At 62.1% G+C, this 18,082-nt stretch carries 15 protein-coding genes; 11 read left to right on the plus strand and 4 right to left on the minus strand.

Features of this window, described 5'->3' with window-relative positions:
* The first annotated feature begins 19 nt into the window (after window positions 1–19).
* The 8 genes from JQ574_RS18535 to JQ574_RS18570 all read left to right on the plus strand — a co-directional run bounded on the left by JQ574_RS18535 (window position 20) and on the right by JQ574_RS18570 (window position 9,361).
* The gene (locus JQ574_RS18535) at window positions 20–1,267 is read left to right on the plus strand and encodes a transporter substrate-binding domain-containing protein (protein WP_212205235.1); all 1,248 of its coding nucleotides are present in this window, start codon (window positions 20–22) and stop codon (window positions 1,265–1,267) included.
* 112 nt (window positions 1,268–1,379) lie between these two features.
* Window positions 1,380–2,273 (plus strand): urea ABC transporter permease subunit UrtB, encoded by an 894-nt coding sequence (gene urtB / locus JQ574_RS18540; protein WP_212205233.1) that lies wholly within the window; start codon window positions 1,380–1,382, stop codon window positions 2,271–2,273.
* Between the two features lie 4 nt (window positions 2,274–2,277).
* Complete coding sequence (gene urtC / locus JQ574_RS18545) at window positions 2,278–3,435, plus strand: urea ABC transporter permease subunit UrtC (RefSeq protein ID WP_212205231.1); 1,158 nt, start codon at window positions 2,278–2,280, stop codon at window positions 3,433–3,435.
* Between the two features lie 5 nt (window positions 3,436–3,440).
* Window positions 3,441–4,190 carry an urea ABC transporter ATP-binding protein UrtD gene (urtD, locus tag JQ574_RS18550; RefSeq protein ID WP_212273604.1) on the plus strand — a complete coding sequence of 250 codons (750 nt, stop codon included), beginning with the start codon at window positions 3,441–3,443 and terminating at the stop codon, window positions 4,188–4,190.
* Window positions 4,190–4,885 (plus strand): urea ABC transporter ATP-binding subunit UrtE, encoded by a 696-nt coding sequence (gene urtE / locus JQ574_RS18555; RefSeq protein ID WP_212205227.1) that lies wholly within the window; start codon window positions 4,190–4,192, stop codon window positions 4,883–4,885. The genes urtD and urtE overlap by 1 nt, the downstream gene beginning before the upstream one ends.
* A gap of 49 nt (window positions 4,886–4,934) precedes the next feature.
* Window positions 4,935–6,674, plus strand: a complete 1,740-nt coding sequence (locus JQ574_RS18560; protein ID WP_212273605.1) for a nitrilase-related carbon-nitrogen hydrolase — start codon at window positions 4,935–4,937, stop codon at window positions 6,672–6,674.
* 165 nt (window positions 6,675–6,839) lie between these two features.
* A complete protein-coding gene (locus tag JQ574_RS18565) occupies window positions 6,840–8,462 on the plus strand; it encodes a GMC family oxidoreductase (protein WP_212205217.1) in 1,623 nt (540 codons plus the stop codon).
* Window positions 8,459–9,361, plus strand: a complete 903-nt coding sequence (locus JQ574_RS18570; RefSeq protein WP_212205215.1) for an alpha/beta fold hydrolase — start codon at window positions 8,459–8,461, stop codon at window positions 9,359–9,361. Before JQ574_RS18565 ends, JQ574_RS18570 begins: the two co-directional genes overlap by 4 nt.
* 31 nt (window positions 9,362–9,392) lie before the next feature.
* Here the strand turns inward: JQ574_RS18570 and JQ574_RS18575 are convergent, their stop codons facing one another.
* The gene (locus JQ574_RS18575; RefSeq protein WP_212205213.1) at window positions 9,393–9,797 is read right to left on the minus strand and encodes a GFA family protein; all 405 of its coding nucleotides are present in this window, start codon (window positions 9,795–9,797) and stop codon (window positions 9,393–9,395) included.
* A 144-nt stretch (window positions 9,798–9,941) separates the two neighbouring features.
* Window positions 9,942–11,333, minus strand: coding sequence for an aspartate aminotransferase family protein (hpnO, locus tag JQ574_RS18580; RefSeq protein WP_212205211.1), 1,392 nt, complete (start codon window positions 11,331–11,333; stop codon window positions 9,942–9,944).
* Window positions 11,334–11,433: 100 nt separating this feature from the next.
* Between hpnO and JQ574_RS18585 the strand changes: the two genes are divergently transcribed.
* Window positions 11,434–12,129: a DUF2147 domain-containing protein gene (locus JQ574_RS18585; protein ID WP_212205203.1), complete on the plus strand. Its 696-nt coding sequence runs from the start codon at window positions 11,434–11,436 to the stop codon at window positions 12,127–12,129.
* Here the strand turns inward: JQ574_RS18585 and JQ574_RS18590 are convergent.
* On the minus strand, window positions 12,097–14,685 hold the full coding sequence (locus JQ574_RS18590) for an MMPL family transporter (RefSeq protein ID WP_212205201.1): 2,589 nt from the start codon (window positions 14,683–14,685) through the stop codon (window positions 12,097–12,099). The two genes, JQ574_RS18585 and JQ574_RS18590, sit on opposite strands and share 33 nt — an antisense overlap.
* A gap of 436 nt (window positions 14,686–15,121) precedes the next feature.
* Here JQ574_RS18590 and ispH point away from each other — a divergent pair, with 436 nt between their 5' ends.
* Both ispH and hpnH read left to right on the plus strand, forming a co-directional pair.
* Complete coding sequence (gene ispH / locus JQ574_RS18595) at window positions 15,122–16,048, plus strand: 4-hydroxy-3-methylbut-2-enyl diphosphate reductase (protein ID WP_212033344.1); 927 nt, start codon at window positions 15,122–15,124, stop codon at window positions 16,046–16,048.
* 46 nt (window positions 16,049–16,094) lie between these two features.
* Window positions 16,095–17,255: an adenosyl-hopene transferase HpnH gene (hpnH, locus tag JQ574_RS18600; protein ID WP_192737364.1), complete on the plus strand. Its 1,161-nt coding sequence runs from the start codon at window positions 16,095–16,097 to the stop codon at window positions 17,253–17,255.
* Between the two features lie 125 nt (window positions 17,256–17,380).
* Here hpnH and JQ574_RS18605 read toward each other — a convergent pair whose 3' ends face one another.
* Window positions 17,381–18,073 carry a phosphorylase gene (locus tag JQ574_RS18605; RefSeq protein ID WP_312015929.1) on the minus strand — a complete coding sequence of 231 codons (693 nt, stop codon included), beginning with the start codon at window positions 18,071–18,073 and terminating at the stop codon, window positions 17,381–17,383.
* Window positions 18,074–18,082: the final 9 nt, after the last annotated feature.

An 18,082-nucleotide genomic window follows, 5' to 3' on the forward strand; every position in this document is an offset into this window, starting at 1 on the left:
CACAAACCAGGGGAACAAGATGTCCTTCAACAGACGTGACTTTTTAAAGACGGCGGCGATCACTTCGGCAGCGATCGCATCGCCTTCCGTCATCCGGCAGGCCTTTGCAGCCGACCCGATCAAGGTCGGCGCGCTCTACTCACAGACCGGCGGCCTGTCGATCGTCGAGAAGCTGCTGGCGAGCGCGGTGCAGATGGCCGTATCCGAGATCAATGCGGCAGGTGGCGTGCTCGGCCGGAAGGTCGAAGTCATCGTCGAGGACGGCGCGTCCGACCCAAAAACCTTCAACGAAAAAGCTTCCAAGCTCGTCATTCAGGATCGCGTGGCAACCGTGTTCGGATGCCACACCTCGGCCAGCCGCAAGGCGGTGCTGCCGATCTTCGAACGGCGCAACGCCATGCTGGTCTACCAGACCCACTACGAGGGGTTCGAGTGTTCGCGCAATGTCGTCTATTCCGGCGCGGTCCCGAACCAGCAGCTCGGGAAGTATATTCCGTGGATCGCCAAGACGCTCGGCAAGAAGAAATTCTTCATCGTCGGATCGGACTACGTCTATCCGCGCGAGATGGCGAAAGTCAGCAAGAAGCTGATCGAGGCCGCCGGCGCGCAATGGACCGGCGACGAGTATCTCGAACTCGGCCATTCCGAATGGGCGAGCATGGTCAAGAAGATCAAGGATTCGGGCGCGGACGTCGTGCTTTCCAACGTGGTCGGCGATTCCATCATCGCGTTCTACCGGGAGTTCAAGAATCAAGGGCTCTCGCAGGCGACGATCCCGATCTGCGCGACGGTCACTTCCGAAATCGAGATCGCGGCGATGGGCCCCGAATACGCCGCCGGCAGCTACACGTCGTTCCCCTATTTCATGTCGATCGACACGCCGGCCAACAAGAAGTTCATCGACGACTTCAGAAAGTTCACCAAGGATCCGAAAGCGGTGACCTACCACTCGCTGGAGGCGGCCTATTTCCAGGTTTTCCTCTGGAAGCAGGCGATCGAGAAGTCGGGACAGGTTACCGCGGACGGCATTCGCGATGGCATCCGCGGCCAGACCTACGACGCGCCGGGCGGCAAGGTCAAAATCGACGCCGACAATCTGCATTGCTGGCTGACGCCGCGGGTCGGCCAGTGGCAGCCGGACGGCCAAAGCAAGGTGGTCGACGCCTGGCCGGAGCCGATCAAGCCGCTCGCCTATTCGGCTTATGGCGAGACTGAAAGCGATCTGTTCTGCACGGCGAAGGGGCTGGAAACCGCCAAGCTGAAATAGCAAGCCCGGCCACATCGAAAGACATTCCAGCCGGGGCGCACCTCCCACCCCAACGCGCCCTGGCTGGAAGATGTTCGGTGCACGGTCCGGCTCCCTCGAAAGTAGACACGACATGATAGACACGATGTTTATCGGCCTCAGCCTGAGCTCGATCCTGCTGCTGGTGGCGCTCGGACTTGCGATCACCTATGGCGCGATGGGCGTCATCAACATGGCTCATGGCGAGATGGTGATGCTCGGCGCCTACACCGCCGTACTGTCGCGCATCTGGCTGGACGCCAACATCGTGATGGCCATTCCGATCGCCTTCGTCGTCACCGCGATCGTCGGCCTGGTCATCGAGCGCGTCATCGTCCGCCGGCTCTATGGCAGGCTCCTGGATACGTTGCTGGCGACATGGGGCGTCGCCATCCTGATCCAGCAGGCGATCAGGCTTGAATTCGGCCTGTCGTTCTTCGGCATTCACGTCGAGGGCCTGGGGCCCGGCCTTCAGAACGTGCCGGTGCCGGCAGCCCTGCAGGGCACGTTTCATTTGGCTGGAGTGGAAATCAATACCTATCGCGCCTTCATCATCGTCGTCACCGCCGCCCTTGCGGCCGTAACCTGGCTTCTGTTGCAGCGGACCTCAATCGGAATGCAGGTCCGCGCCATCATCCGGAACCCGAAAATGGCGGCGGCCTGCGGCGTCGATGTCGCACGCGTCAATGCGCTCACCTTCGCCTTTGGCTCGGGCCTCGCCGGAATAGCCGGCGTCATGATGTCGGGTTTCAAGACGGTATTCCCCGACATGGGCACGCCCATGGTGGTCGATGGCTTCCTGGTTGTCGTGGTCGGCGGCGTTGGAAGTCTCTTGGGATCGGTGCTGTCAGCCGGACTGCTCGGCGAGATCAACAGCGTGGTGGCCGCGCTCAAGAACGACACCATCGCCCGCGCCGTGATATTCGGCGTGGTCATTCTCATCATTGTCGTGAAGCCCAAGGGCCTTTTCTCGTTCAGGGGCCGCTAGAGTCATGGCATCGAGGCAAAGATACGATTTCCTGCTCTATGGGATCTTCGTCGCCGCCATTCTGGTGGCGCCGCTGATGCTGGACGAGTTCTGGCTGAACCGGATCGCAAAATACCTCGTGTTCGGCATGCTCGGCGTCGCCGTCGCGCTGTCATGGGGTTACGCCGGCATCCTCAATCTGGGTCAGGGACTGTTTTTCGGCGCCGGCGCCTACATGCTGGCGATGTCGCTGAAGCTTGCCAGCCCGACCAGCCTGCAACAGGGATCCGACAAGCCGGTCCCCGACTTCATGCTCTGGAACGCCGAGCCCGGCGCGCTGACGCAACTGTGCTGCATCAACAAGGGCTCTTTCATCTGGCTTCCGTTTCAAAGCCAGTGGTTTGGCGTGGCCATGGGCATCGTGTTGCCGGTGGCGATTGCCACCATCACCGGAATGATCGTGTTCCGTAACAGAATTTCCGGCGTCTTCGTTTCGATCATCACCCTGGCGCTGGTGTTGCTGATACGCCTGCTCGTCATCGATGCGCAGCCGCTGACCAACGGCTTCAACGGACTGACCGACCTCGCCTGGCTGACGATCGGGGCGTTTCAGTTCGACCCCTACAGCCGTGCGACGTACTATCTGGTCGCCATCGCGCTGTCGCTGGTTCTCGTCGGTGCGCGTTTGCTGGTCAGCACACGCGCCGGCCTGATCCTGCAGGCGACGCGGGATGACGAGACCCGCGCGCGCTATCTCGGGCTGGACGTTCCGAGCTACCAGATCTTCTTTTTCGTGGTGTCGGCGGCGATCTGCGGCTTCGCGGGAATGCTCTATGTGATGGTGTCGGAGTTCGCCTCCCCGACCTTCATGGACCTGTCGTTCTCGATCACGATGGTGGTGTGGGCTGCGGTGGGCGGACGATCCTCGATCCTCGGGGCCTGCGTTGGCGCCATCCTCATCAACATGATCGAGGCCAAGGTCAGCGAGACCAAGGCGTTGGTGGAGGTCTGGAAGGCGGTGGTCGGGCTGATCTTCGTCCTCGTGGTGCTATACCTGCCGCGGGGCCTTGGCGGATTTGCGCACGATCTTCTCGACCGCTGGCGGGCACGTAACGCGGAGGTCGTCCCCGATGAAGGGCTGGTGGTGGCGGAGAGCCGCGACGCCGTTGCAGAGCGCGGGTGAGTGCCATGGCAGCCACCGCGCTCACGATCAACGGGCTTGAAGTCAGCTTTGGCAGCGTCAAAGCCGTCAACAACGTCACCATGACGATTGCCGAGGGAGAATTGCGCGTCTTGCTCGGCGCCAACGGCGCCGGCAAGACGACGCTGATGGACCTGATTTCCGGCCGCACGCACAGCACCAGCGGACACATTCACCTTCACGACACCGAGATCACGAACTGGCAGGAGCACCGGATTGCCCGGGCCGGGATCGGCAGGAAATTCCAGATTCCCAGCGTGTTCCGCGAACTCACCGTCCGTCAGAATTTCGAGGTCGCCTCTTGCCGCAATCCCTCGGTGTTCGCGAACCTCGGATTCGGTTTTTCCAGGCATGCCCTCGCAAGGATCGAAGAGGTGCTCGCCATCGTCGATCTCCGGGACAAGGCCGACGTGACGGCCGCTTATCTGAGCCATGGTCAAACCCAATGGCTCGAGCTCGGCCTGCTGATGCTTCAGGACCCGAAAGTCATCCTGCTCGACGAGCCGACGGCGGGCATGACGGCGGCCGAAACCCGGAAGACCGCAACCATCATCAACAGCATGCGTGGCCGGCACACCCTGCTCGTCGTCGAACACGACATGGCGTTCGTGCGCGAGATTGCGGAACGCATCACCGTGCTGCATCTCGGCGAGGTGCTGGCGGAAGGGGACATTGCATCGATTGAAACGGACCAGGCCGTCAGGCGGGCGTATTTGGGATCGCGGAGTATTTCCTGATGCTGAGCCTGTCGAACCTTCACAGCTTCTACGGGCGCAGCCACGTTCTGCATGACGTCACGCTCAGCTTCGACAAGGGGCGGATCACCACGGTGCTCGGCCGCAACGGCGTTGGCAAAACGACGCTGCTGAAAACCCTGATGGGCATGACGGACAAGACCGCGGGAAAGATCGAGCTGGACGGAACGAACATCACCCATGAGCCGACCTTCCGCCGCGCCCGCGCCGGCCTCGCCTATGTGCCGCAGGGCCGCGAAATCATTCCGGACTTCACCATTCGTGAAAATATCCTGCTCGGAACCTTCGCCAGGACCAACGGCAGACGCGTCATTCCCGCGCTGGTCGGCGAGTTGTTTCCGTATCTGCTGCAGAACATGGACCGGCTAGGCGGCGTGCTGTCCGGCGGACAGCAGCAGCAACTGGCCATCGCCCGGGCGCTGGCCTCGGAACCGGATGTGCTTCTGCTTGATGAACCCAATGAAGGAATCCAGCCGTCGATCGTCGAGGAAATCGAGCAGACGATTATTCGCCTCAATCGCGAGATCGGCCTCACCATCGTGCTGGTCGAGCAAAACATCGAATTCGTTCGCCGGGCGTCGCACCAGTTCGCGATGATGGAAAAGGGACGCGTGGTGGCGGAGGGTCCGGTATCGCAGCTCACCGAAGAGCTTGTGCACCTGAGAATGGCGATTTGAATCCTGGAAGTTTCGGTATCCGCCGTGGCGGCGTGACAGAGGTAAGGCAATGGCATCAGAGCGTTTCAAGGCGGCGTCTATCCAGTTCGAGCCGACGATGTTTGAAAAGCAGCGCAACATCCGGCGCTTGCTGGAGATGACGAGCGAAGCCGCGGCGGCAGGCGCGCGCCTGATCGTCACCCCCGAAATGGGAACCACCGGCTATTGCTGGTATGACCGGGCGGAAGTGAAGCCTTTCGTGGAAACCGTACCCGGCCCGACCACCGACGTATTTCATTCGCTGGCAAAGCAATTCGGCTGCTACATCGTCGTCGGCATGCCCGAGGTCGATGCCTCCACGGACCTCTACTACAACACAGCAGTTCTGATCGGTCCGTCAGGCGTTGTCGGCAAGCACCGCAAGTCGCATCCGTATATTTCCGAACCGAAATGGGCCGCGTCGGGAGACATCGCGCACATCGTGTTCGACACCGAGATCGGACGCATTGCGCTGCTGGTCTGCATGGACCTGCATTTCTTCGAGACCGCGCGGCTGGAAGCGCTGGCTGGAGCCGATGTGATCTGCCACATCAGCAACTGGTTACAGGAACGGGCGCCGGCGCCTTACTGGATCAACCGCGCGTTCGAAAACGGCTGCTATGTCATCGAGAGCAACCGCTGGGGCCTCGAACGCACGGTGCAATTCAGCGGCGGAAGCTGCATCATCGAACCGGACGGCAATGTTCAGGCGGTGCTGGATAGCGGCGACGGTATCGTGCACGGCGAGATTGATCTCACCAGGGCGCGCAAGCGGCAGGTTTTGTCAGAAGCGATCTTCGAGGACCGCCGTCCCGAACTTTATGCCAACCTAATGACCAACAGCTTCACCTGGAATCCGCGCGACTTCTTCAAGCTCTACGGCTACCAGCCGCTGCCTCCCGGGCAATTATCGCGCGCCGCTGTCGTCCAATTTACGCCGACCGACGACGTCGAGCAGAATCTTGCGCGCATCGAAGCTTTGGCCAGGGAGGCCGTCGCTCAGGAAAAGCCTGACCTCATTGTATTCCCCGAATTGTCGATGACCGGGATCGGCGCACCCGGTCACCGCGCGCTTGACATCAAGGATCAGGCGGTCACGCGTCTGGTTCGCCTCGCGGCACGGTTGCGGGTGCACATCATCGCCGGTTTCGCGGAGCGAGCCGCTGAAGGATTGTTCAACACCGCCGTTCTGGCCGGCCCCGAAGGGCTGGTCGGCAGCTACCGGAAGATTCACCTGAATGCGCGCGACAAGGCCTGGGCCAGCGCCGGCTCGGACTGGAAGGTGTTCGACCTTCCGATCGGAAGGGTCGGCTTGCTGATCGGGCACGATGCTCTTTTCCCCGAGGCGGTGCGTTCGCTCTCGCTGCTCGGCTGCGACCTCGTCGCTTGCCCGGCCGCCATTGCCGGCCAATTTACCGGAGCGCACGAGGGGACCAGCATACGCCACAACTACCCGATCCCGACCGGCGCCGATCCCCACCATTGGCACGCCTTTCGCGTGCGCGGCGGCGAAAGCAACGTCTATTTTGCATTTGCGAACGTCTACGACCCCGATCGCGGTTACCTGGGAAAAAGCGCGGTATTCGGCCCGGATGCGTTTGCATTTCCACGCCAGGAGTCTGCCATCCTCGACGATGAGGGATTTGCAGCGGCAAGCGTCGATACGACGAACCTCGATACGCCCTACCCGACGAACATCGTTCGCCGAAAGGATCTCGTGATGATGCGCCTGCCGCACCATTACCCCGCTTTGGTGAAATGGCATCAATAGAGCGGCGGAAATCGCCCGCTGCCGAAACGAAAGGGTTCGCTTTTGCCCGGATTCGTTTATTGATCGTCCGCGACGGTACCGCCGTTCACTGGACGTGACGCGCGGCCAATCCTGCAGATCGAATTCGACCCGGGCGTTGCGTGCGTTGCGGGTCGCGCGGTAACAATGATGAAGCGGCTTGAAGGTGATTTCGACTATATCGTCGTCGGCGCGGGCACGGCCGGCTGCATCATGGCCAACCGGCTGTCGGCCGATCCCGGCAATCGCGTGCTGATCCTGGAGGCCGGCGGCAACGACAACTGGATCTGGTTTCACATCCCGGTCGGTTACCTCTTCGCGATCGGCAATCCCCGCTCCGACTGGATGTTCAAGACTGAACCGGAGCCCGGCCTCAACGGCCGCGCGCTGGCCTATCCGCGCGGCAAGGTGATCGGCGGCTCGTCGGCGATCAACGCCATGATCTCGATGCGGGGCCAGGCCGCCGATTACGATCACTGGCGTCAGCTCGGCCTCACCGGCTGGGGCTATGACGACGTGCTGCCGCACTTCCTGCGGCTGGAGGATCATTTCCTCGGCAAGAGCGAACATCATGGCGCGGGCGGCGGCTGGCGCATCGAAGCGCCGCGGCTGTCCTGGGCAGTGCTGGATGCGGTCGGCGACGCCGCCGAACAGATGGGCATCCGCCGCATCCCCGATTTCAACACCGGTGACAATGAAGGCATCAGCTATTTCCACGTCAACCAGAAGCGCGGCCGCCGCTGGTCTTCGGCGCGGGGCTTTCTGAAACCCGTCTTGAACCGCCAGAATCTGCGGCTGGAAAAGAACGTGCTGGTCGACCGGCTGATTGTCGAGAACGGCCGCGCCGTCGGCGTGCGCTTCTATCGGGGCAACGAGCTCGTCGAAGCCCGCACCAAAGGCGAAGTCATTCTCTGCGCCGGCGCCATCGGATCGACGCAGGTGTTGCACCGTTCCGGCATTGGCCCCGCCGACTGGCTGTCGCCGCTTGGCATCGACGTCACGCTCGATCGTCAGGGCGTCGGCCGCAACCTGCAGGACCATCTGCAGCAGCGCGCGATCTACAAGGTCGAGGGCGTCCGTACCCTGAACGAGACCTATTACAATCTGTTCCGGCGCGGCCTGATGGGGCTCGATTACGCGTTCCGTCGCCGCGGTCCGTTGACCATGGCGCCGTCGCAGCTCGGCATTTTCACGCGCTCCGATCCGCATCGCGAGCGCGCCAACATCCAGTTCCACGTGCAGCCGCTGTCGCTCGATAAATTCGGCGATCCACTGCACCGCTTCCCCGCCATCACAGTCAGCGCCTGCAATCTGCGGCCGACCTCGCGCGGCACCGTGCGCATCCGCACCGCAGAAGCCGACAAGGCGCCCGCGATCGCGCCGAACTATCTGTCGACCGATGAAGACCGTCAGGTCGCCGCGGATGCCATCCGCACCACGCGCCGGCTGATGAAGCAGCAGGCGCTGGCGCGATTTCGCCCTCAGGAATATCTGCCCGGTCCTTCAGTGGGCGACGACGATGCGTCGCTGGCAAAGGCCGCCGGCGATATCGGCACCACGATCTTCCATCCCGTCGGCACCGCGAAAATGGGCACAGCGTCTGATGCCAGCTCCGTCGTCGACGCGCGCCTGCGCTTTCACGGCATCGCCGCCTTGCGCGTCGCCGACGCCTCGGTGATGCCGACGATCACGTCAGGCAATACGAATACGCCGACGGCGATGATCGCGGAAAAGGGCGCCACCATGATTTTGGAGGATGCGCGCGCTTGACGAGTTCGCAGCGGATTTCGATCGGAGACGACGAGACACGCATCGCGCTGGCGCGATGGGGCACACAGGATTCAGGCAAGCCGCCTGCGCTTCTATTGCACGGCACCGGTTTCGTCGCCGAGGTCTGGGACGACGTCGCCCGCGAACTCGCGCAGAACTACACCGTCTATGCGCTTGACCGCCGCGGCCATGGCGACAGCCACAAGCCTGCGGCCAACCGCTATCACTTCCAGGACTTTGCCGAGGATGTGTGCCGGGTCGTCGAGGCGCTCGACCTCACCGATATCTACGGCATCGGACACAGCGCCGGCGCGACCGATCTGCTCTTGGCGGCGAAACTGATGCCTGCGCGCTTTGCACGGCTGTTCGTGATGGAGCCGACGGTGATGGATCCGCGGGCGGCTCGACCGGATGGCTTGAGCGATTTCGGCAAAAGCGCCGTGCACGGCGCGCTGCGTCGGCAAGCCGAGTTCGAAAGCGCCGACGCCGCATTCGCGCGTTACCGTGCCGCGCCTGCCTTTGCAAAATGGACGGAGAATTCGCTGCGGGCCTACATCCAGTACGGCTTCGCACAGCAAGACAATGGCCGGGTCCGGCTGCTTTGCACGCCTGAAATTGAATCAGCCGTGCTGCTTCCGATCATGGAAGCGATGGAGCAGGTTTACGCGGGCGATGCGCGCGGCAATCCGTTCGCGTGGCTGTCCGAGATCGAATGCCCGGTGCGCGTGGCCGTCACCGAGCAGTCCTGGTCCTTCTATCGGGAGATGGCGTCACGCGCGCTCGCGCTGCTTCCCGCCGCAAGCCAATGGACGTTCGACGGCGCCGGTCACAGCGTGGCGCAGGAAGCGCCCGAACTCGTGCTCCGGGCATTGTCGGCCTTCGAAGGACAAGACGGGTAGCGGGCGACCGCAACCTGTCGCTTGTCCGCCTCTAGGCCTGCGGAGGATATCGTTCGAACGATGGCAGTTCGTGCGCCTTCTCCATCCAGCCGATACGCTCGGCGACCTGGATGTGCGCCATGACAGGAACGGCATCCGGATCGTCATAGGTGCCGCTTTGCACGTCGATGATCCCGGGCAGCAGGTTCGCATTGACGTAGAACAGCCCGGTGCCGCAATTGGCGCAAAAATGCCGCCGGCCGTATTCGGAAGACGCGTAGACCTTGGGTTCACCCTGCGTCACCTTGACCGCGTCTTCGGCGTACATTGCCCAGCCGACCATCGGCGCGCCGGCGTGCCGCCGGCAATCCGCGCAATGGCACAACGCATGCACGATCAGGTCGCCTTCCACCTGATAGCGGATCGCGCCGCAATGACAGCCGCCGGTAATGCGCATCGATCGTCTCCTGGTGATTTGCCGCGATGAGAATACTATGGCGCGGATCGGCCGAAACTGCGGCATAAACGCATGCGCGCGGCGCGGAATTGAGAAGCAATCTTCCGCTTGCTCGATGACAATGATGTGTGTTGCGCGTTGGTGCTACGCCGACTTCCGCACGGCGTTGTCGACCAGAGTCTTGCCGAGCGACCAGATCGCGCCGGGCACCTTGTGGCTGGCGGCGATCACGTTGTCGAACGCCTTTTCGATCCAGCTGCAGTCTTCTTCAGTAATGACAAGAGGTGGCAGCAGCTTGATGGTGTGGCTGCCATGGCCGGAGACCTGGGTCAGGATTTTGTGATCCTTGAACAACGGCACCGTGATGAGCTGGCAGAACAGGCCCTTGTTGGCGGTCTCGAGCACGTTCCAGGAAGCTTTCAGCCGCAGCGATTTCGGCGGACCGAACTCGATACCGATCATCAGTCCCTTGCCGCGCACTTCCTTCAGCAATTCGTAGCCGGGCACCATGCGCGTCAGCGCGAGCCGAAGTTCGGCGCCACGCTTGGCGGCCTGCTCGACCAGCTTTTCCGCCTTCATCACTTCGAGCGTGGCGATACCGGCCGCCATCGCCAGATCGTTCTTTGCAAAGGTCGAGCCGTGCACGACCGCGCGGTCCATTTGATTGAAGATCTTGTCGAAGATGCTCTTGCGCGTCAGCAGCGCGCCGACCGGCACATGACCGCCGGACAGCGCTTTTGCCAGCAGCACCATGTCGGGTTCGACGTTCCAGTGCTCGACCGCCAAAAACTTGCCTGTGCGACCGATCCCGGTCTGGATTTCATCGGCAATGAACAGCGTGCCGTACTTGCGGCACAGCGCAAGCGCGCCCGGCAGAAACTCGTCGGTGGGCAGGTTGACACCCTTGCCCTGAATCGGCTCGACGATGAAGGCGGCGACCTGACGCGACGACAGCGCCTGTTCGAGGGCGGCGAGATCGTTGAACGGAACTTGGGTGCATCCCGGCAACAGCGGTTCGAAGCCGCTGCGGAAATTCGAATCATCCATCAGCGACAAGGCGCCGTAAGACAATCCGTGAAAGGAATGGGAACAGGAGACAATGCCGGGCCGCCCGGTGGCGCCACGGGCGAATTTGATCGCCGCCTCGACGGTTTCGGCGCCGGAATTGGCGAAAAACACCTTGTCCAGATATGGAACATGTTCGAACAGACGTTCGGCCAGCACCCCGGCCAGCGTCGAGACGTCGAGCTGCACCAGATTCGGAAAATCGGCGTCGAGCACGCTTTTCAGCGCATGGCGCAACGCCGGATGGTTGCGGCCAATCGCAAAAACGCCAAATCCGCTCAGTAGATCGAGATAGCGGGCCCCGTCACGATCGAACAGGTATTGACCTTGACCCTTCTGAAAGCCGACATCATAGCCAATGGTCTTGAGCACGCGGACGAGCTGCTCGTTCAAATGGCGCGAATGCATGGAACTGCGCTGCGCCTGGCGCTCCACAAACATCTCGGAAACGTCTAGATTTGAACTTAGCATTCGCTACATACGTCGGTTGATGGCCATTTCGTCAACTGAAAACGCCCAATGCGGCGTTTTGACCCCTCTCGGACAATCTACATAAGCATAGGTTCGAACCATGTTGCACTGCCCAAGAACTGTCGCGCGCAGAATAGTTTTTTCCGGATTCTTTTTTGCCACAGGTGTTACTTCCGCACTGGCCGCCGACCCCACAGGCGATTGGAAAGTGGCCGACGGCGTCGCCAACATTCGCGTAGCACAATGTAACGGCAACATGTGGGGTGCCGTCGCCTGGGAGAAGACGCCGGGTGGCCGCGATGCGAATAATCCGGATGCCTCAAAGCAGAGCCGACCGACACTCGGCATGCCGATCCTGATCAACATGAAGAAGAAACCCGGCGTCGATGCGTGGGAAGGCCAAGTCTACAACGCCAAGGACGGACAGTCTTACAGCTCGACCATCAAGCCTGTCGGAACCGACCAGCTCGAGATTCAGGGCTGCGTGCTCGGCTTCCTGTGCGGCGGCGAGACCTGGACCCGCGTCGGGCCGCCGATTCCCTCAAGCCCCAGCAACAGCATGGCCAAAGGCGGCGCGCCGAAAAATCCGGCAGGCGCACCGAAGGCTGGCGCCTCGGCGACGGCGCCGGGTCTGACGCCCGCGCCCGGCTCGCCGGCGGCAACCGCCGCGCCGAAGACCACCGGTGCCGTGAACCCGGCGCCGGGTCAAAAGTCCGTTGCCGGCCAGAAGCAGGCGGCCGCCGATACCGTCGGCGATATCTGCCTACTCCCCGATATCGCGCGGTTTTCCCATTAGCGCAGGCTGAAACAGCAGCACCGCCGCCAGCGTGGTGATGAGCGACAGCGCCAGCAATTTACCCATGCTGGCGGTGCCGGGATGACTGGATAGCCACAGGCTTCCGAAAGCCGTGGCGGTCGTCAGCGCGCTGAAGAAGATCGCGCGCGTCAGGCTGGTCTGCAGCAGGTTGGTTCTGCCCGAGCGCCATGCCGTCACGTAATAGATCTTGAAGGCGACGCCGATGCCGAGCATCAGCGGCCACGCGACGATGTTGGCGAAGTTGAGCGGCAGCCCGATCAGCACGCAGATCTCCATCGTCACCGCGCCGGCCACCAGCAGCGGCACCAGCGTCAGCAGCACGTCGGTGACCCGCCGCAGCGCCAGCCAGAGCAGCACGCTGATCACGATCAGCGCCCAGATGCCGGCGTGGATGAATGCCTTGACGACGGTATCGCCGGATTTGAGAATCGAGACCGGTCCGCCGATCGCAGTCGGCTCGGCGGCGAGAACCGCATCGGCAAACTTGCGCAGGACTTCATTGTCGTTCGGATCACCCTTCGGCAGCGCCTCGACGCGCATCAGGCCGTCCTTGGTCTTCCAGCTGCTCACGAGTTCGGGCGGCAACGTCTTCAACGTGACCGGCTGGGCCTGCATCGTGTTCTTGAGTTGGTCGAAGGTTATCTTGAGCGGGATGACGAAAACACTCTGCGCCTTGTCGCGGACCGCTTGCGTTGATTCGGCCAGCTTCGCCAGCGCATCGGCCAGCCGCCGTGCCGCGACCGCGCCCGGGCCTTTGCCGTCGCCGGCGGTCTTGCGCAGGTTGTCGACCGAGCTCTTGAGCGCCTCGACGTTCTCGGCATCGGTCGGCGCCGCATCGACGGAATCCGGATTGAGCGCGGGGCCCACCACCTTGGCGGCCTGCGCGATCAGCTTCAGTTTGGCCGGCTGATCCTCCGGCACGAAACTGTCGAGCGACATCACGCGAAGCACTTCCGGTACCTTCTCCAGCTTCGCCTCGATCTTCTTGGCGTCGGCGTCGGAATTCGTCATCACGTTGATGGCGTTGGCGCCGGTGTTCGGATCCTTGCGCAGGTCGAGGAAGGTCGCGATCGACTCCACCTGCGAGTTGCGCAGATTGATCGGGTTGAAGTCGAACTTCATGAAATAGAGCAGCGGCAGACCGGCCAGCGAGACCAAAATCGTGCCGACGATGATGACGACGCGATGCCGCTCGAGAAAGTCGTCGACCGGCGCCAGGAAGGCATAGCCGACCGGCTCGCTTTCACCGGGAGGATTGAGCAGCGTCAGCAGCGCCGGCAACGTCGTGATGCTGGTGAGGAACGCCACCAGCATGCCGGCGCCGGCGATCTTGCCGAGTTCGGAAATGCCCTTGTAGTCGGTCGGCAGGAAGCACAGGAAACCGGCGGCGGTCGCCATCGCCGCGAGCGACAGCGGGACGGCCGAGCGGCGGGCCGCGCTCTCCAGCGCGAGCACCAGATCATCGTTCTTGAAGCGCTCCGAACGGTAGCGGACGCTGAACTGGATGCCGAAATCCACGCCGAGGCCGACGAACAGCACGGCGAACGCGACCGACAGCAGATTGAGCGAACCCACCATCATCAGGCCGACCGCGGTGGTGATGGCAAGGCCGACGAACAGGTTCACGAACACGGCGAAGATGATCTTGCCTGAATGCAGCGCCATCCAGAGGATCACGAGCACGATCACGACGGTGCCGATGCCGTTGACGATCGCGCCATCCTGGACGGTGGCGTATTCCTCATTGGCGATCGGAACCGGTCCGGTCAGGCGCACGCGCGCGCCATACTCGCCCGCGAAATTCAGCTCCTTGGCCGCCTGCCGGATCGCGTCCGTGGCGTCCTTGCCGGGCTCGAGCGCGTTGTAATCGAGCTTCGGCTTGAACTCGATGAAGGCGCGCTTGTCGGAATCGCCGAGCGGCTTGTCGCTGACGAGTTCGCGCCACGAGAACGTCGCCGTTCCCTTGCTCAGGATGTTCTCGACGGTCTGCGAGATCAGGTTGAAGGGCCGTTCCGTGTTGTCGAGCTTGACCTGGCCGCGCTTGATGCCGGCAAGGCCGGTTTCCAGCGCGCCGGTCAAACCGCGGATCGACGGATCGCCGGCCATGATTTCGATAAGCGGGGCGGCGGCCTCGAGCTGGCCGGCGACCTTGCCGACCTCCTCCACGGGCAGGAACAACAGCCCGTTCTTCTCGAAGAACTCGCCGGACCCGAGCGGCTGAACCGATTCGAAATTCTTGGCATCGCCCGCAAGCTTGTCGGCCAGCGCCTTGGCGGCGGCACTGGTGAGTTCGGGGGTCGGGGCCTCGACGACGGCCAAAATCAGCTTTTCGCGATCGAACGCCTTCTCAAACTGGTTGTCGCGCTTGCGCCAGTCCAGGTCGGGCGAAATCAGCGTGTTGATGTCGGTATTGATGGAGAAGTTGCGAGCCGCATAGAAGCCCGCGCCAATCGCGAGGAGCAGCGAGACGACGACGATGAGGGTGGCAAACCGCGTGCACGTTCTAACAATTGAGACAACCAGGCTGGTCAGCACATCATTTCTTTCTAAGTCTTAATAGGGAGCTTGCCGAAAACGTCCGCTGTCTAGCGGAGTTCCCGGGGGCGATCTACATCGGGCGATCTATTGTTGTGGTTACTGTCAGAGAGGCCCGCTCAGAGAAGGCAAAACGGGCCGAAATGGCATTGAGAAACCCCATATAGACGCCCGGTGCGGGCAAGAAAGTGACGAAACGGTGAGGTATGGCACTTAATTCAGGTATTATGATACTTCGGTCGACCCCAAGCCGAACACGGCCTTTTGCCTTCCGGCTTTTCTAGACGCTAATTTTTTGACACAAAGCCCTGTGCTTCCATGTGCTTGGGTGGATTACCCCCGGAACGGTGGTGCGGTTATTGCGGTTTGTTCGGCCGGGACTGGCTGGACGAAGTCGTTTGAATGAATTTGGTGCAACTTGGGTAATGAGCGTCCCATGGAAGTATATCTTGCGCAGCCCCGCGGATTTTGCGCGGGCGTCGTGCGTGCCATCGAGATCGTCGAGCGCGCGCTGCAGAAATACGGTCCGCCGGTCTATGTCCGTCACGAGATCGTGCATAACAAATACGTGGTCGAAAGCCTGAAGAACAAGGGCGCGATCTTCGTCGAGGACCTGTCGGAAGTTCCCCCGCTCGCGGTTACCGTGTTCAGCGCCCATGGCGTGGCCCGCAGCGTCGAGGAAGAGGCTGCGGCCCGCGGCCTGCCCGTCCTCAATGCCACCTGCCCCCTCGTCACCAAAGTCCACAATCAGGGCAAACGGTATATGTCGAAGGGCCGGGCCCTGATTCTGATCGGCCATGCCGGCCACCCCGAGGTCGAGGGAACCATGGGTCAGGTTCCCGGGACGGTCCTTTTGGTCCAGAACGTCGACGACGTGGCCTCCCTGACGCTCCCGGTCGACACCCCGGTGGCCTATATTACCCAGACCACCCTCAGCGTTGACGACACAAAAGACATAATTGCGGCCCTCCAGGCCCGTTTTACAGATATTCAAGGCCCCGACATCCGGGATATCTGCTATGCGACACAGAACCGCCAATCTGCGGTAAGGGACCTGAGCAAGCTGGTGGACGTCATTTTGGTGGTGGGGGCCGCCAATAGTTCCAACTCAAACAGGCTTCGCGAAATCGGCACCGAGGTCGGGGTCGCGAGTTATCTCATTGCCGATGGCAGCGAGTTGAACCCTGATTGGCTGAAGGATGCGAAAGCCGTCGGCATTACGGCGGGCGCCTCGGCGCCCGAAGTTTTGGTCGACGACGTGATCGAGGCTTTGAGGCGTATCGGACCCGTCACGGTGTCGGTGCTTCCTGGGAGGGAAGAAAATATCGAGTTCCGGCTTCCAGCCGAACTGACTGCGGGCTGATCCATTCACGAGTTATGACGACTAAGGTCCAGAAAGAAATCCTGTAATGGCAATACCATTCTTCAAGGAGTTGCGTATCGGCGGCTATCTGATCAAGCAGAAGCTGCTTGGCCGGAAGCGCTATCCGCTGGTGCTGATGCTCGAACCGTTGTTCCGCTGCAACCTCGCCTGCGTCGGCTGCGGCAAGATCGACTATCCCGATGCGATCCTCAATCGCCGCATGTCGGCGCAGGAGTGCTGGGACGCGGCCGATGAATGCGGCGCACCGATGGTGGCGATCCCCGGCGGCGAACCGCTGATCCACAAGGAGATCGGCGAAATCGTGCGCGGCCTCGTGGCGCGCAAGAAGTTCGTCTCGCTCTGCACCAACGCGCTGCTGCTGGAAAAGAAGCTCGATCTGTTCGAGCCCTCGCCCTATTTGTTCTTCTCGGTGCATCTGGACGGCCTGAAGGACCACCACGACAAGGCGGTGTCGCAGAAGGGCGTGTTCGACCGCGCGGTTTCGGCGATCAAGGCTGCGAAGGCGCGCGGCTTCACCGTCAACGTCAACGCCACGATCTTCGACGGGCACGCGGCGGAAGAGATCGCCAAGTTCCTCGACTTCACCACCGAACTCGGTGTCGGTGTCTCGATGTCGCCGGGCTACGCCTATGAGCGCGCGCCGGACCAGGAGCACTTCCTCAACCGCACCAAGACCAAGAAGCTGTTCCGCGACGTCTTTGCCCTCGGCAAGGGCAAGAAGTGGAACTTCATGCATTCCGGCCTGTTCCTCGACTTCCTGGCCGGCAACCAGAGCTACGAATGCACCCCGTGGGGCATGCCGGCGCGCAACATTTTCGGCTGGCAGAAGCCCTGCTACCTGCTCGGCGAGGGCTACACCAAGACCTTCAAGGAATTGATGGAGACCACCGACTGGGAGACCTACGGCACCGGCAAGTACGAGAAGTGCGCCGACTGCATGGCGCATTGCGGCTATGAGCCGACCGCCGCCAATGCCGCGCTGGTCAATCCGTTGAAGGCGATGTGGGTAGCGCTGCGCGGCGTCCGGACATCAGGTCCGATGGCGCCGGAGATCAACCTCGATAAACAGCGTCCGGCGCAGTACATCTTCTCATCGGAAGTGCAGAAGCGCCTGTCGGAGATCCGCAAGGACGAGGCGGCTGCCGCCGCCGCCAAGCAGCAGCAGAAGGCCTCCACGGCCGCTTGAAGCCTGCCGAGAGTGCAACGCGGCTTGTCCGCGTTGCGTGAGTGCTGAGAATCAAAAGAGCAAAAAACAAAATGCCGTCGCGTTGCGACGGCATTTTTCGTTGCGGCGGATTATTTCAGCGGTCGTCAGGCGTTGGCCGCGGCCAGCCCCTCGCCGCCGGAGATGAAGCCGCGGCAGCCGCGCAGCGAACGCAGCGCACGATTGAAATCGATGCCCGTGGACACCAGCGCGCGCAGCGTTCTCGGATTGCGCGCGACGCCGCGCAGTATCTTGCGCAGGTCGATATCGCCGTTCGGCTTGATCGCGCTCTTGGCCAAAGCCGGCAGCGCGCGGCTGGCAGGATCGGAGATGACGCGCAGTGCCGCGAACGGAATGCCTGCCTTGGCCGCATAGGCCGCCGCGATATGGCTTTCCATGTCGACCGCCGCAGCCCCCGTCTCCGAATGCAGCGCGGCCTTGCAGGCGGTCGCCGCAATGACCTGCTCCACTCCGGCCAGACCGCCGCGAATCACGCGCCGCCGCCGCAGCGCGGCGCTGGCAATCACTTCCTCGTTGAGCGCCAGACCGGCCAGAAAACGTGTATCGCCGGCCAGAACCTCGGTCGCGACCACGACATCGCCCGACTTCAGCGACGGATCGAGCCCGCCGGCGACGCCGAAAGAGATGACGCCCCTGAATGTCGATGAATCCAGTGTTGCGAGCAGCGCGCGCAATTGCTGCGGATCGCTACTGCTGCAGATCACGATCATGCCTGGACCGGCCGCAATGCGGGCCTCTTGTACCAAGCCTGTAACGATCAAAACCGGCCGCGGATCAATTTGATTGAG

This window comes from Bradyrhizobium sp. AUGA SZCCT0158 (assembly GCF_018130065.1).
GTDB lineage: Bacteria > Pseudomonadota > Alphaproteobacteria > Rhizobiales > Xanthobacteraceae > Bradyrhizobium.